The organism is Flammeovirga agarivorans (assembly GCF_012641475.1).
GTDB classification, from domain to species: Bacteria; Bacteroidota; Bacteroidia; order Cytophagales; family Flammeovirgaceae; genus Flammeovirga; species Flammeovirga agarivorans.
Genome location: NZ_JABAIL010000012.1, coordinates 100,968 through 114,814, shown reverse-complemented (window position 1 = coordinate 114,814; position 13,847 = coordinate 100,968). Strand labels below are relative to the sequence as shown.

Sequence of the window (13,847 nt, the reverse complement as noted above, 5' to 3'; positions counted from 1 at the left end):
CATCAATTAGTAATTATTACCCAAATACTTTTAGTCTTAAGTGAGAAGCTAAAACTATATTTCATTTATTGCGATGGTGTTGCAAAAATTAAGTTTATGAAAGAGAATCAAGATATACCCTCAAAGTCATCAAGAATATACTCCATTGATATATTGAGAGGATTAGTGATGTTATTTATGTTGTTAGATCATGTGAGAGAGCGATTCTTCTATCATGTACCAATATCAGATCCTATTGATATTCATGCGGTAAGTTCGGAATTATTTTTCACTAGAATATTGGCTCATCTATGTGCTCCAGTATTCGTCTTTCTGACGGGTTTATCAGCTTGGTTATATGCACACCCTAAGGGAAAACCTGAAAGGTCTGCAAGTGGTTTTCTATTTAAAAGAGGACTTCTTATTATTCTAGTCGAGGTTACACTCATCAACTTTTCTTGGTTTGGGGAATATAAAATTCTCTTTTTACAGGTAATGTGGGCCATTGGAGTAAGTATGATCTGCCTTTCGGTATTAAGTAAGCTTCCTCACAGATGGATTGGTATTGTCGGTTTTATCATTGTTTTTGGCCATAATACACTGACCAATTTTATCTTATCACCGGATGAATGGGGTTTTACATTATGGACTATTTTATATCAGAGAGGATACATACTTTCAAGCGATCTTTTATCCATAAAAGCTTCTTACCCAGTTTTGCCATGGATTGGAGTCATTTTGTTAGGCTATTTTACAGGACCACTTTTTGGAGAGAAATTTACTAGCGAAAGAAGAATAAAAGCTCTTTTCCAAATCGGTCTAGGTAGTTTAATTTTACTTTGCTTTTTGAGAGGGTGGAATATATATGGAGAGACATTGCCTTGGGAGCGACAAGAAACATTTATTCAATCGGTCATGTCATTTTTAAATTTTAAGAAGTACCCACCGTCGTTAGACTTTCTGTTATTAACCATTGGAATAGGTATGTTTTTACTACTCATATTTGAAAGATTCCACAATAAATTTACTTCTATATTAAAGACCTTTGGTTCGGCTCCTATGTTTTTCTATATCATGCATTTATATGTACTTCTGTCTTTATATAAAATGTGTATCTATCTTTTTGGTACAAACCAGGGAAACTACTTTGGATTGGATAGTCTCTGGCAAATCTGGTTGGTGACTATCGTTTTATCTGTTTTTCTTTATTTTCCGACTAGAGCGTTTTCAAACTATAAGAAGAAAAGTCACTCACGTTGGATAAAATATTTTTAAGAATTCCCTTTCATCTAATTTTTTCAAGGTCTCCTCGCTGCTATAAGAACGAGGAGACCATGTTTATTCTAGGGATGAATTATAGAGAGACAGATGTAGGTTCAATCATTTCAATGACAAACTCATCTCTATTCTTTCTTACTTTAGGTAGTTTAGAATTTGTATCTTCATCAGATCTATACCCAATTGGAAGAATAACTACAGGTAAAAGGTTCTTCTTATCTAGACCTAACTTTTCTTGATAAGCTTGTGTGTCAAACCCCTCCATTGCACAAGAATCGATATGTAGTTCAGCAGCAGCTGTCATTACAGTACCAAGGGCTATATAAGCTTGTTTTGTGGCCCAGTCTTTTTTTGTTTTCTCATCCATTTGTGAAATATATCCAGACACAGATTGATGATACCCTTCCAGTGAGGAATAAGGCACATTTCTAATATCCATTGCTCTTTGAATGTATTGATCGATACTCTCTTTACCAATTTCTGTTTCAATAGCAAAAACCAGCAAATGAGATGCATCTCCAACTTGTTGCTGATGATAAGAAAGAGGAACAAGTTCTTGTTGCAGTGCCTCATTTTGTATTACAATTATTTTGAATGGTTGTAATCCCATTGAAGTAGCAGTAAGGTTTCCTGCTTCTAAAAGTGTTTCGATGTCTTGAGCATTTACTTTTTTAGAAGTATCAAACTTTCTTACAGCAGCTCTCCATTTTAAAGAATTAATAATAGCCATGATAAATAAATTAATAACATGTAAATATTTTACATGTAAAATAAATAATTAATAAAAAAGACCCATTAAGGTCAATGATGATAGAAGGTTGAAGCATTTAACTTCTAAGCCTATCCAGTAAATCACTGAATTGCTGTGCTTCTTCATCAGTAAATTTATGTAGAATGTCGAAGGGATCTTTGCTTTCGATAATATCAATCTGTTTCAAAAGCTCCAGTCCTTCATCTGTGATTTTAAGATATACAACTCTTCGATCTGTTTGACTTCTCTTTCTTATGATATAATTTTTTTCAATCAGCTTATTTGATAAACGTGTTGTATTGGGAGTTTTGTCTATTAATAATGCTTTCACATCATTCATATTCATCCAATCTTTATTTCCACGTAATATTCTCAATACATTATACTGTTGTGATGATATATTGAAAGGTTTTAAATAGTTCGTATTAATTGTTTCCAGCCATTTTGAAGTATAGATCAAGTTGGTCATAAAACGGTGTTTATGATTTGCAAATTTCACTTTTAACTCTTGTTCTATTTTAGGCATTTGTACTAAACTATTTGAATAATTAATATCTATGAATCAAATGTAATAAATTTACTTTACATGTAAAATATTTTGGTGTAAAATAAAATAATACTCTATTGATCATGCTGATTCTTATACTTTTGATTAATTTATATCCCACTTTGATAAATCTATAACCAATTCCATTGTGAATCATTAAATCAGATAGTATTGGAAAAAATCCCCAACATCCCGTTTAAAACTCAAAAAGCCCAAATGGGAATAGAATTGATCCCTTTAAACGATCTCATTCAACGTTTAAAAAATACTACAGACCATAACCCTTATAAACCACATAAGATTAACTTTTTTATGCTATATGTCATTACAAATGGTAATGGTACGCATCAGGTTGATTTAAATAAATATGAACTGAAAAGAGGTAGCGTATTAAAAATTGCGAAAGGACAGATTCATGCATTTACAGAGGACCAAGATTACAACGGATATTGCATTGTACTCACTGAAGACTTTTTGTTGAGGTACTTTTCGGCATCCTCAATCTATGCTATTTCTCATTTTTACAATTATCATATTTCTCCTCCACTTGTTAAAGATGTGCCTATTAATGATTTTTTTATAGAGCATTTTACAAAAGAGTTTAACCAAGGTAATAATTATTTGAAGCTAGATATACTGGCTAAAATATTAGAGATCTTTTTGTTGAGGTTGGAAAGAAGTGTTCACAGTAAAACGCCGTTAGAAGCAAATAAAAAACAGTTTATTCTGTTTTCTGAGTTTAAAGATTTAGTGGATCAAGAATATGCCAAAACTAGGAATGTAAAAGATTATGCAAAATTACTTTCAATTTCTACAAAACACCTAAATACCATTGTAAAGGAGTTTACAAAAAATACAGCAAAGTCATTTATTGATCAGTATGTGATATTAGAAATTAAAAGAACCTTATTGAGTTCCGATATATCTTTAAAAGAAGTAGCCTTTAAAGTAGGCTTTGATGAAATCACCAACTTCACGAAGTTTTTCAAGAAACATACAGGAATTACACCAAAAGACTATAAGTAGGTTTCATATTTACCATTTTTTGAAATGGATTAACCTTTACATTTTTTATAATTGAATGGATCTTTGTTTAAAAAAGAAATTCCTATGAGTAACGTAAAATCTTGCCCTACCTGTGGTGGAGCATCGAAGGTAAAAGAAGTAGATAGTGTTGTGGAGTACGAATCACTACAAAATAGTGAGCTAGAGAAAAAGATTGTGCAATTGAAGAAAGCGATGATGAAATATAAAGAAAAGTCTGAAGCACTAGAAGCAGAACTGAAAGCACTGAAATCAAAATAAAAACCTTCAATTACCTAAAATGAAAAATCGCCCTATCAATTCAATTCTTTACACTTTTCTTGCACTATTGATGCTTTTGGTGAGCAGTTGTCAAACATCAAAAGATAATGTTGACGATCAGAAAGCAGAGCACCCCAATATCACAAAATTGAAGGAGCAGTCTAAAGAGTTTCAACCTGAAATCATTCAATTAAATGAGCATGTATATGTTGCTGTCGGATACGATGGTTCTAATACATCGATGATAATAGGAAAAGATGGAATCATTATTATCGATGCTCTTCGAGCGTTGGGAGCTGCTGAAATAGTGGCTAATAAGTTCAGAGAAATATCGGATAAACCTATCAAAGCATTAATCTATACACACGGTCATCAAGATCATACCGGTGGTGCTTCTGCATTTATTGGTGATACAAAAGGGGTAACGATTATTGCAAGAAATGGTTTTAAGGAAGAGCTACAGGAAAATTCACCAGTGAAACCCATTCTAAGAAAAAGGAATGCAAGACAATTTGGTAGGGACTTGCCAGAAGAGGATATTATCAATAGAGGAGTCACTGCTGGAGTTACCTCTAATGATAGAGTGGGGAAGGGTTATATACAGCCCAATCTAACGTTTGACGATTCGTTGAAGGTAACTTATGCAGGAATAGATTTACATATTTATGCTGTAAATGGTGAAACTAATGATGGCTTGTATGTATGGACTCCTTCTCAGACAACATTATTTGTTGGTGACAATTACTATCATGCTTTTCCAAATTTATATGCCATTCGAGGTTCTCAATATAGAGATGTACAAGCATGGGGGAAGGCCATAAAAGAGATGAATACTTTTCATGCAGACTATCTTGTTCCTGGACATACAAGACCATTAGCCGGTAGAGATAAGATTTATAAAAACTTACATAATTATGGGGAGGCGATCTTGTTTGTTTTTAATAAGACAATCGAATGCATGAATAAGGGGTATTCATTAGAACAAACAGTAGAGCATGTCCAACTTCCTGACTCATTAAAAAATAGTCCAAATCTTCAGGAGTTTTATGGTAGTGTACCTTGGGGTGTTCGATCTATTTTCACCCATTATGTTGGGTGGTTTGATGGAAACCCTACCCACTTATATCCTCTCTCATCTGTACAAGAAGCAAAGAACATAATAAATTTGGCTGGTGGAGAAAGTAAAATGTTAGAGGAATTAAACTTGGCAGTAAAGAAAGGAAATTACCAATGGGGATTACAACTTTCAGATTATCTACTGCAAGTAGCTTCTTCTAAAGAAAAGGTCACTTTACAAAAAATTGAATGTTTGAGAGGATTAGCAGCTCAACAGATTAATGCACCTGCCAGAAATTATTACCTATCGTATGCTAATGAATTAAAAAGGCAATTGTCTGAATAGAAAACTAGCTCAAAACATTATGGAGCGTTTGGTTTACTTCAAGGTGCTTTGGAGTATTATATAATAGTTTTTTCGATTCTATAAAGGTTGAGATTTGAGAAAATAGATTGGATTTAGAAATTTTTTTAAAAAGATATAGGGTTTTTTATATCAGTTTGCCCTTCTAAGGTTGAACATTAATTCAACAAAAAACTGTATAAAAAATGAAAAGTTACTTTATCAATCTAAGAATATTTCTCATCACAATAACTTTATTATTTGCAAATCTTACCTATGCTCAAAATTCAAAATATTCTCAGGAAGAATTGGCTTTTATGCCTGCTTCATCATTATTAGAACTGTATAAACAATTAGCGGTTTCACCTGTAGATGTTGTTGAAGCTCAAAAAGCACAATGGGAGAAAACAAATGGAGAGGTCAATGCAACGACATTTACCTATTGGGATAAAGCCTTAGCACAAGCAGAAATTGCAGAGCAACATTATAAAGATGGAACCTACAGATCGTTAGAAGGAATTACAGTAGGTCTTAAAGATGAACATCATGATGTAGGAATGAGAGTGACACAAGGTTCGTTAGTACATAGAAATGATCCTCCAAAAGATTATGCAGATCCTGTAACACAAAAATTGAAAGATGCAGGTGCAATTTTTACTATTCAATGTACTGTTCCTGAATTATACCTTCACTTTTGTACAGATACACGCGCTTGGGGAACTACACGAAACCCTTGGAATAATAAATATTCAGTAGGAGGTTCTTCAGGAGGTTCTGGTGCGGCTTTAGCAGCTGGATACTGTACAATTGCAACAGGTTCTGATATGGGAGGTTCTGTTCGTATCCCTTCTGCTTTTAATGGTGTTTACGGTTTAAAACCTTCTTTCGGAACTGTACATACAGATTTACCAATGTCTTATTTCTCAGGTACAGGCCCAATGGCTAGAACTTTTGAAGATATGGCAATGATGTATAATGTAATTGCTGGTCCAACACCTTACTCACCAAACGTAATGGCACACCAACAACTTCCTACTAATTATGAGTCTTTAGAAGGCGTAAAAGTAGCTTATGTTTTAGGATTAGGAATATTAGAGCCAACTAACGAGGTGAAAACTGCCATGAATAATGCAATTGAGGCTTTAAAGAAAAGTGGAGCTCAAGTCGATATTATTGAAATTGATTTTGGTATGGATGCGAAAGAATTACTGACCAATTTCAAGAAAATGGCCTTTGCAGGACCAATGGGTGGACAAATGTCTGTCTATGAAACGTATCAAGATTCATTGACGAAATACGCTTCTAACTTCGTGGATGCAGCAGCGAATGCAGGTTATAATGGAAAAGACTTAGCAGAAGTGGAGTTGCTAATCAAAAAGATGTATCATCTATTAGCAGAGGCTACTTTTGAAAACGGTTATGAAGCTGTTATTTTACCAACACTTCCAACAAGTCATATTCCTGCTGATTTTGATCTTGTAGATGGAACAGTGGAAGAAGATGGTAGAGTTTTTCCTGGTATTGTAGGTGGTGCTTACACTATTCCTTTCAACCTTTTAAACTACTGCCCTGTAGCAAGTGTACCGGTTGGGTTGAGCTCACAAAATATGCCTATAGGAATGCAGATCGTAGGTAAACCTTATGATATAGAAAGTGTTTTTAAAGTAGCGTATAACTACAGTCAAAAAGGAATTAAATTATTTGAGGGCAATAATACCCCATCAAAGAAAATGTCGAAATAATAATTTCAGATTAATAGAGTAATAAAATATAAGCTAGGCTGTTTCATTCATGAGCGATGGAACAGCCTAGCTTTTTATTTATTCTGTGATTGTAATATTCGCCGTATCGGAACTATAAGCAGAAAAATAACCTAATGCATTATTTGACCAATTCGACAATGGATTACCTGGAGCAGCAGAACCTCCCCTTGGCCCACCGCCAGAACTAATAATATCATCAAGTGAATTAAAGTAATCATAAGAAGGCTCATCAAAATGGATTAATTGAAGGTGAACCACATCTCCCAGTTCGAAAGTTTTTGATCGTACTGGTACCTTCACTTGGTTACCATTTGTCTTGCTATCATCAAACACCTGAAGGTCTTTACTTGTATTTTGATAAATACCATTTAGACTATGTGTAATTCTATAGAAGTTGGAGTAGGCTGCAGGGTCAGTGTATTTGATATATACGATATATCCTGCTTCTCTTGGGCCAAAACCTTCTTCATATTCATAGTAGATACTATCAATAGCAATTTTTTCAATTAGAGTAGTGGATGCTGTATAGACTGTTCCATCAACATCGACTTCAAGAGCAAATTCAGTATCCACTTTTGCATCTAAAGGAAATTGATACTCCCCCTCTCCAATATGTGGAATATCCTGTATTTGATCATCATACTTGAGTGTAATGACAGCGTTTTCTATTTTTTCTGAAGGTGTATTATCAAAGTAAGGGGCAGTTCGAGATACTTTCACAGTGAAATCATGCTCTCCTTCTAAAATTACCGCTTCAATAACCACCTGAGGTGTTGCATCGTTGAGCTCAATATCAATAACTTTTTCACAGGATGTACTCCAAAGTAAAAAAGAGAGCAGTATAAGATTTATATATTTCATGAGGTCTATTTTAGAGTTTAAAGTTGTAAGTCACTGATGGAACCCACTTAAATAATGCTGTTTGTACAGCCTCTGTTTTTGTAGGATCAGTTTCGTTAGGTTCAAAATTGATCATGTAAGCATTCTCTCTACCGTAAACATTGTAGATCGAGAAATTCCAACTGGATTCGAACTTATCTGTTTTCTTTCTTATCCAAGTTAATGCTAAATCAAGACGGTGGTAGTCGGGCATTCTGTATCCGTTTCTTTCAGTGTAATAGGGAACAATTTTGCCATCTACCTCATACCTTCCAGAAGGGAAAGTCACAGCATCACCTGTGTAGTAAATAAAGTTTCCTGATAAGGTTAATTTAGGGTTGATCTTATAAATCCCCACTAAGCTGATATCATGAGTTCTATCTTGTCTAGCAGCAAACCATTGCCCTTGGTTGATTTCATCAAATTGTTGTTCGGTTCTTGATAGCGTATAACTTACCCAACCTGTAAACCTTCCTTTATTTTTTTTGACCATCATTTCTACACCATAAGCTCGGCCTATACCATATACTAAATCACCTTCATAATATTCATTCTGAAAAACATTAGCTCCCGTCTTATAATCAATGACATTTTGCATGTCTTTGTAATAAGTTTCGATCGATGTTTCAAAAGTGTTGTCTTTAAAATTACGGAAGTAGCCTAATGAAATTTGCTGAGCTTCCTGAGGCTTCACATTATTTGAACTCATAATCCATGTATCTGTAGGTGAAGATGAAGTAGAGTTTGTTAGCATGTGCATGTATTGGTAGTTTTTATTGTATCCAAGCTTAACTGAACTGACCGAATTCAATAAATAATTAGCAGATAGTCTAGGTTCCCAACCACCATAGTATTGCATTAGATCTCCATCTTGGTATTCTTTCATTCCAATGACTTCTCCTTTATCGTTGAACTCAAACTCTGATCCTTCACCAATTTTTTGGAACAGTGAGTAGCGGATACCATAATTTAAACTTAGACGATTGGATACCTTAAATTCATCTTGAATATATACGGCTCCTTCAATACCATATTGATTGGCTTGTTGTTGTGAATTAATGCCAGTGTTTTCACCCGCATATATATTACCTGGCTGAATTGTATGATGAATAGCGTTTAAACCGAATTTGAACGTATGCTTGTTACTGGCGAAGAAAGTGAAGTCTTGTTTTATATTGATATCATTGATTACCGATTCAAGTGCGATAAGGTCTTCATTTTCACCGATAGCAAATTCATAATTGTAATCGCTGTAAATAATGGATGTATTAGAGAAAACTTTACTTGAGAATACATGATTCCAACGTAGCGTACCTGTCATATTACCATAATTGATCCCCATGTCTGAGCTCATTCCGAACTTGTCATTACCAAAGTATCCTGATAAGAAAATTCTATCTTTATCTGAAATTCGATAATTCGCTTTAAGGTTTAAATCATAAAAGTAAAGGTCTGAATTCTTGTAGGCAGGGTCGTCTAATAATCCTAAAAATAAATCAGCATAGGTTCTTCTACCCGAAACCATAAATGAGCCTTTGTCTTTTACAATAGGACCTTCAACGGTAAGTCTCGAAGCAATGGTTCCAATTCCTCCAGTAACGTTGTATTCTTTTGCATTTCCCTCTTTCATCCTAATATCTAGAACAGAAGAAGTACGTCCACCATACTCAGGCATCATTCCACCTTTGTACATGGTAGCACCTTTTATTGCATCACCATTAAAAACAGAGAAAAAGCCCATTAGATGTGATGGGTTGTATACCGGTGCTTCATCAAGTAATACAAGGTTTTGGTCCAAGCCTCCACCTCTAACATAGAAACCTGATCCTCCTTCTCCAGAAGTTTTTACTCCGGGTTGTGTTTGCATCACTTTAATGATATCTACTTCACCACCAAATGTGGGTAATTCTTTTATCGCTTTTGTATCTAGTTTAGTGACACTACCTTCATTTTGAGTAATATTTTGATCTTCCCTTTCCGCAGTAATAACAACTTCCTCTAGACTTTGAGCAGTGGGATTTAGTTCAATACTTATATTGGTATCTTTTGTAAGACTAATTTTTTGCTCAATTTTATCATAGCCTACATAATGGTATATGATGGTATAATCCCCTTCTGCAATGCTCAATGAGTAATACCCATAAAGATTGGCAGTAGTACCTACACCTGGCAATTCTTTAATGGTTACCGTAGCATAAGGTAAATCTTCTCCATTGGAAGCATCTTTTATTTGTCCGTTGATTGCATATTTTGATTGACTAAATAAGAAAGATGAGCTGAGAAGAAACGTTAAGAGTAAGACAGCTTTGAAATTCATATAAATAGATTAATTATTTATACAAATATTATCTAATGCTGTTTTATAGAGGTTGAAAATCTATGTAAGGCGGACAATTTTGCATATGAAACGGACAGCCTATTTTATGTGAAATAAAAACTAGGCTTGAAGCCATCTTAAAAAATCACTGCTTTTTGCTTTACTCACAATAATTTTTTCTTCAGTGTCAAGTTTTACCTCAACAAGAAGTTTTCTTGCAAAGTATTTAGATACATGATGAATGGCTTTTCTATTGATTAAAAATTGACGATTTACTCTATAGAAATCTTGCCCCAAATCATTTTCCAAAGCGTCTAATGTTTGTTCTGTAGCATATTTTTTCTCCTCAAAAGTATAGAGATACGACACCCCATTTTCTAGTTGTACAAGAGCAATATCAGAAGTATTGATAGGGATGATCTTGTCTCCTTTAAAAATAAGGATATTCGTTTTGGTTGTTACTTGGTTCTTATTGGAAAGATCATTCATTACTTGCTTAAAAGTAGTATCGTTATCCGACTTCGTTTTTGTCAGTCGATGTATTTTATCTAATGTTTTAGTGATTGTATCACTGTCAAATGGTTTTAAGATATAATCAATACCGTTGGCTTTAAAAGCTTCTAATGCATATTCATCATAAGCAGTACAAAATACCACAGGGGCATGACTATCTATTTCTTGGAAGATTTCAAAACTTAATCCATCTGCCAATTGGATATCAGAGAAGATAAGGTCCGGTTCAGGGTGATGATTGAAGTACTCAATGGTTTCATCAATGGTTGTCAGCTTTGCTTCAATAGTATGTTCGGGACTATAGTCTAGAATTAAAGATTCGAGCTCATCTGCCATTAAGTATTCGTCTTCGATAATTACGATTCTCATTTGTTTATCGTCTTAAAGGTTACTTCAAATTGATTAGACAGTGTATTCTTGTGAATGGTTGGTGTATCGATTCCAAGAAGTTGAAATCTCTGTTTTAGATTGTCTAATCCTGTACCAGTGGTCGCTTCATTATTTCTTTTAGGAATAATATTATTGATAAAAGAAATCGATTGATCTTCATTTTGCTTAATCTGTATTTTCAGAATATTTTTTGAAGTAAATGCATTGTGTTTAATCGCATTTTCAGCTAACGACTGTAGGGTAACAACAGGCAAGTAAGCTGTTTTTTGAACTGTATTTGGTAAGTCATTTTCGAAGACGATAGCATTTGCAAAACGAATCTTTTGCAATTCAATATAGTTCTGACAGAATTCGATTTCATCTTTAATCAGTGCAAGATCTTTTGATGTTTCTGTGATTGAGAATCGGAGGTAGGCAGAAAGCCTTACAAGATACTCTTCTGCTGTTTTCTGCTCTCTTTTGATTAAAATTTTGAGAGTATTAAGTGCATTGAAAATAAAATGAGGGTGTATCTTATTTTTTAGTTGTTCTTGCTGAGTAACGGATTGGGCGAGTTCCAACCTTGTTTTATCTAATTCAAGTTTTGCCTTTTCATATCTACTAGTAATTAGCCAATACATAATCAGAATAAAAGTATTGTTGGCTGTTGCCCCAATAAATGGGTAGTACTTGAATGCCCCAAAATCAATGGGGTTAATTTCAGCTCGCTTTTTTTGAATGATCATCACTACAAGAAACATAAAGGAGTAAGATATAAAATACTTCCAGTACTGATGAATTCTTCTTTTTAATTGATGATCCATTAAATGAAACAACCAAATATTCAGCATCCAGTGAATAAAAATAACTACACTTACCCAAAACAGTGCTTTAAAAATCACGGTGTAACTAAAGCGACTAATATACATTTCTACAATCTCCGTTTGAGGTAAAGAAGAAATGAACAGCATCATAGGCATTATGGTATAAATAGCAATCAGAGGAGAAGTCATGATGGCAATTTTTACCAATTGTCGAAGTTGTGATTTTTCAGCATTAAGAGTATTCATACTTTCAAAGTAATTAAAAGAAGACGTATTAAAGTAATAATCTGATTCTAATTTGAATCAAATTAATTTATAGTCCCGAAACAATAAAGGGTCATGAAGGCATCAAGATCTCCATGGTTTATGTGTATATTAATTGAACCAAACCAAAAACTATCTCAAGTGAAATCTATCAATCTTAAAATCAAAAACAGTAAGGGCATTACGCTCTCTTCTAAATTAGAACTACCAGAACAAAATGAAGTAATAGCTTATGCAATTTTCGCTCATTGCTTTACCTGTAGTAAAAACTTAAATGCTGTAGTGAATATTGCCGAAGCTTTAAACTCTATGGGAATTGCCGTATTGCGTTTTGACTTCACAGGTCTTGGGCAAAGTGGTGGAGAGTTTAGCGAAACAGACTTTTCTTCCAATATTCAAGACTTGGTAGATGTTGCTGAGTATCTAAGTGAAGAATATGAAGCACCCAAGTTAATGATCGGACACTCTTTAGGTGGAGCGGCAGCCATTTACGCAGGAAAGAAAATTGAATCGATAGACGCGATTGCCACAGTAGGAGCACCATCGGCACCTCATCATGTTCAACACCTTTTTCAACACAGTATTGATGAGATTAAAGAAAAAGGGAAAGCATTAGTTCAGTTAGGAGGGAGAGGTTTTACAATCTCAAAGCAATTTGTAGAGGATATTACAAATACCAACATGGAAGAGGTAATGGATACATTAAGAAAGCCTATCATTATTCTTCACTCTCCACAAGACACAACCGTCGAAATAAAGAATGCAGCAGAAATTTATGGATATGCACATCATCCCAAAAGCTTTATTTCTCTGAATGGGGCAGATCATTTATTGACAGAAAGTAAATATTCTAATTATGTAGGAAAAATGATTGCTCAGTGGGTAACCATCTATTTAAGTTAGCTTAGAGGTAATAAAAGGGCCTTAAATGATATTGTAGTTCATTGATTAACTGTGTTATAAGTCTCATTCGTTAAGTTAACAAAGCTCAATTGATTCTATTTTATATCAACCTAATTTTAATTAAACTCGTAATTTAAAATAACTGACCGAATAGTCAGTCAGTTTTAAACTTAATTTTATTACCATGAAAGAAACAATTTTAAATTATCGTACAGATTCACAAACAGAAGAGCATAAAAAATTAGCATACGATATCGAATTTACAGCATTTAAAGAGGCGGGTGGAATTTACGATGAAAGACATGCGAAACTTTATGGCAATTTGGCAGTAGATATGATTAACGATGGTAGTTATTCAATTATCATCGAAGACGTTGGTCATGCTTGTTATACTCCAATGAAAATTGACCAAGCTCCACACTTAAAATGTTATGTGTTAGCACCATTAGCAGTATTACCGGGACATCAAGGTAAGGGATTTGCAACAAAACTTATGGAAATCGCTGAATCAGAGCTAAAGCCAGACGTAGTTTTCGTTGCAGGTGAAAAGCATCATTACGGAAGAAGATATAGTACTCCACATAAAATTGATATTCCTGTAGCATCAGAAATGCCATTAGAAAACTGGTTTGCAAGAGAATTAACACCAGGTTGTTTAGATGGTATCGAATCATCAACATCAATTTCAGGTCCTTATTCAGAGCCGAAACAATGGAGTCATCCATCAGAACAATTTGACGAATAACATTTTCGGAA

13 protein-coding genes are annotated in these 13,847 nt (G+C 34.1%); 7 read left to right on the top strand and 6 right to left on the bottom strand.

Annotated elements, in window-relative coordinates; all coding sequences use genetic code 11:
- The first annotated feature begins 96 nt into the window (after positions 1-96).
- Positions 97-1,254: a DUF1624 domain-containing protein gene (locus tag HGP29_RS24980; RefSeq protein ID WP_168885190.1), complete on the top strand. Its 1,158-nt coding sequence runs from the start codon at positions 97-99 to the stop codon at positions 1,252-1,254.
- A gap of 79 nt (positions 1,255-1,333) precedes the next feature.
- Here the strand turns inward: HGP29_RS24980 and HGP29_RS24975 are convergent, their stop codons facing one another.
- Positions 1,334-1,987, bottom strand: coding sequence for an NAD(P)H-dependent oxidoreductase (locus HGP29_RS24975; RefSeq protein ID WP_168885189.1), 654 nt, complete (start codon positions 1,985-1,987; stop codon positions 1,334-1,336).
- Between the two features lie 97 nt (positions 1,988-2,084).
- A complete protein-coding gene (locus HGP29_RS24970) occupies positions 2,085-2,534 on the bottom strand; it encodes a MarR family winged helix-turn-helix transcriptional regulator (protein ID WP_168885188.1) in 450 nt (149 codons plus the stop codon).
- Between the two features lie 237 nt (positions 2,535-2,771).
- Between HGP29_RS24970 and HGP29_RS24965 the strand changes: the two genes are divergently transcribed.
- From HGP29_RS24965 to HGP29_RS24950, 4 genes are all read left to right on the top strand, one after another.
- Complete coding sequence (locus tag HGP29_RS24965; RefSeq protein ID WP_235958348.1) at positions 2,772-3,581, top strand: AraC family transcriptional regulator; 810 nt, start codon at positions 2,772-2,774, stop codon at positions 3,579-3,581.
- An 84-nt stretch (positions 3,582-3,665) separates the two neighbouring features.
- Complete coding sequence (locus tag HGP29_RS24960; protein ID WP_168885186.1) at positions 3,666-3,860, top strand: hypothetical protein; 195 nt, start codon at positions 3,666-3,668, stop codon at positions 3,858-3,860.
- A 19-nt stretch (positions 3,861-3,879) separates the two neighbouring features.
- Complete coding sequence (locus HGP29_RS24955) at positions 3,880-5,262, top strand: alkyl/aryl-sulfatase (RefSeq protein WP_235958347.1); 1,383 nt, start codon at positions 3,880-3,882, stop codon at positions 5,260-5,262.
- A 203-nt stretch (positions 5,263-5,465) separates the two neighbouring features.
- Positions 5,466-7,001, top strand: coding sequence for an amidase (locus HGP29_RS24950; protein WP_168885185.1), 1,536 nt, complete (start codon positions 5,466-5,468; stop codon positions 6,999-7,001).
- A gap of 78 nt (positions 7,002-7,079) precedes the next feature.
- Here the strand turns inward: HGP29_RS24950 and HGP29_RS24945 are convergent, their stop codons facing one another.
- The 4 genes from HGP29_RS24945 to HGP29_RS24930 all read right to left on the bottom strand — a co-directional run bounded on the left by HGP29_RS24945 (position 7,080) and on the right by HGP29_RS24930 (position 12,170).
- Positions 7,080-7,883 carry a DUF4249 domain-containing protein gene (locus HGP29_RS24945; RefSeq protein ID WP_168885184.1) on the bottom strand — a complete coding sequence of 268 codons (804 nt, stop codon included), beginning with the start codon at positions 7,881-7,883 and terminating at the stop codon, positions 7,080-7,082.
- Between the two features lie 10 nt (positions 7,884-7,893).
- Positions 7,894-10,218 (bottom strand): TonB-dependent receptor, encoded by a 2,325-nt coding sequence (locus tag HGP29_RS24940; RefSeq protein ID WP_168885183.1) that lies wholly within the window; start codon positions 10,216-10,218, stop codon positions 7,894-7,896.
- A 120-nt stretch (positions 10,219-10,338) separates the two neighbouring features.
- Positions 10,339-11,100, bottom strand: a complete 762-nt coding sequence (locus tag HGP29_RS24935) for a LytR/AlgR family response regulator transcription factor (RefSeq protein WP_168885182.1) — start codon at positions 11,098-11,100, stop codon at positions 10,339-10,341.
- Entirely contained in the window at positions 11,097-12,170 is a 1,074-nt protein-coding gene (locus tag HGP29_RS24930) for a sensor histidine kinase (RefSeq protein ID WP_168885181.1), read from the bottom strand. Before HGP29_RS24930 ends, HGP29_RS24935 begins: the two co-directional genes overlap by 4 nt.
- Positions 12,171-12,263: 93 nt before the next feature.
- Here HGP29_RS24930 and HGP29_RS24925 point away from each other — a divergent pair, with 93 nt between their 5' ends.
- Both HGP29_RS24925 and HGP29_RS24920 read left to right on the top strand, forming a co-directional pair.
- The gene (locus tag HGP29_RS24925; protein WP_211093414.1) at positions 12,264-13,091 is read left to right on the top strand and encodes an alpha/beta hydrolase family protein; all 828 of its coding nucleotides are present in this window, start codon (positions 12,264-12,266) and stop codon (positions 13,089-13,091) included.
- Positions 13,092-13,275: 184 nt separating this feature from the next.
- Positions 13,276-13,836, top strand: coding sequence for a GNAT family N-acetyltransferase (locus HGP29_RS24920; protein WP_168885180.1), 561 nt, complete (start codon positions 13,276-13,278; stop codon positions 13,834-13,836).
- Positions 13,837-13,847: the final 11 nt, after the last annotated feature.

Excerpts from the sequence above, each read along its gene's own strand:
- HGP29_RS24930 (WP_168885181.1), bottom strand. The coding sequence starts at position 12,170 with ATGAATACTCTTAATGCTGAAAAATCACAACTTCGACAATTGGTAAAA.
- HGP29_RS24950 (WP_168885185.1), top strand. The coding sequence starts at position 5,466 with ATGAAAAGTTACTTTATCAATCTAAGAATATTTCTCATCACAATAACT.
- HGP29_RS24925 (WP_211093414.1), top strand. The coding sequence starts at position 12,264 with ATGAAGGCATCAAGATCTCCATGGTTTATGTGTATATTAATTGAACCA.
- HGP29_RS24955 (WP_235958347.1), top strand. The coding sequence starts at position 3,880 with ATGAAAAATCGCCCTATCAATTCAATTCTTTACACTTTTCTTGCACTA.
- HGP29_RS24970 (WP_168885188.1), bottom strand. The coding sequence starts at position 2,534 with ATGCCTAAAATAGAACAAGAGTTAAAAGTGAAATTTGCAAATCATAAA.
- HGP29_RS24935 (WP_168885182.1), bottom strand. The coding sequence starts at position 11,100 with ATGAGAATCGTAATTATCGAAGACGAATACTTAATGGCAGATGAGCTC.
- HGP29_RS24940 (WP_168885183.1), bottom strand. The coding sequence starts at position 10,218 with ATGAATTTCAAAGCTGTCTTACTCTTAACGTTTCTTCTCAGCTCATCT.
- HGP29_RS24945 (WP_168885184.1), bottom strand. The coding sequence starts at position 7,883 with ATGAAATATATAAATCTTATACTGCTCTCTTTTTTACTTTGGAGTACA.
- HGP29_RS24975 (WP_168885189.1), bottom strand. The coding sequence starts at position 1,987 with ATGGCTATTATTAATTCTTTAAAATGGAGAGCTGCTGTAAGAAAGTTT.
- HGP29_RS24980 (WP_168885190.1), top strand. The coding sequence starts at position 97 with ATGAAAGAGAATCAAGATATACCCTCAAAGTCATCAAGAATATACTCC.
- HGP29_RS24965 (WP_235958348.1), top strand. The coding sequence starts at position 2,772 with ATGGGAATAGAATTGATCCCTTTAAACGATCTCATTCAACGTTTAAAA.
- HGP29_RS24920 (WP_168885180.1), top strand. The coding sequence starts at position 13,276 with ATGAAAGAAACAATTTTAAATTATCGTACAGATTCACAAACAGAAGAG.
- HGP29_RS24960 (WP_168885186.1), top strand. The coding sequence starts at position 3,666 with ATGAGTAACGTAAAATCTTGCCCTACCTGTGGTGGAGCATCGAAGGTA.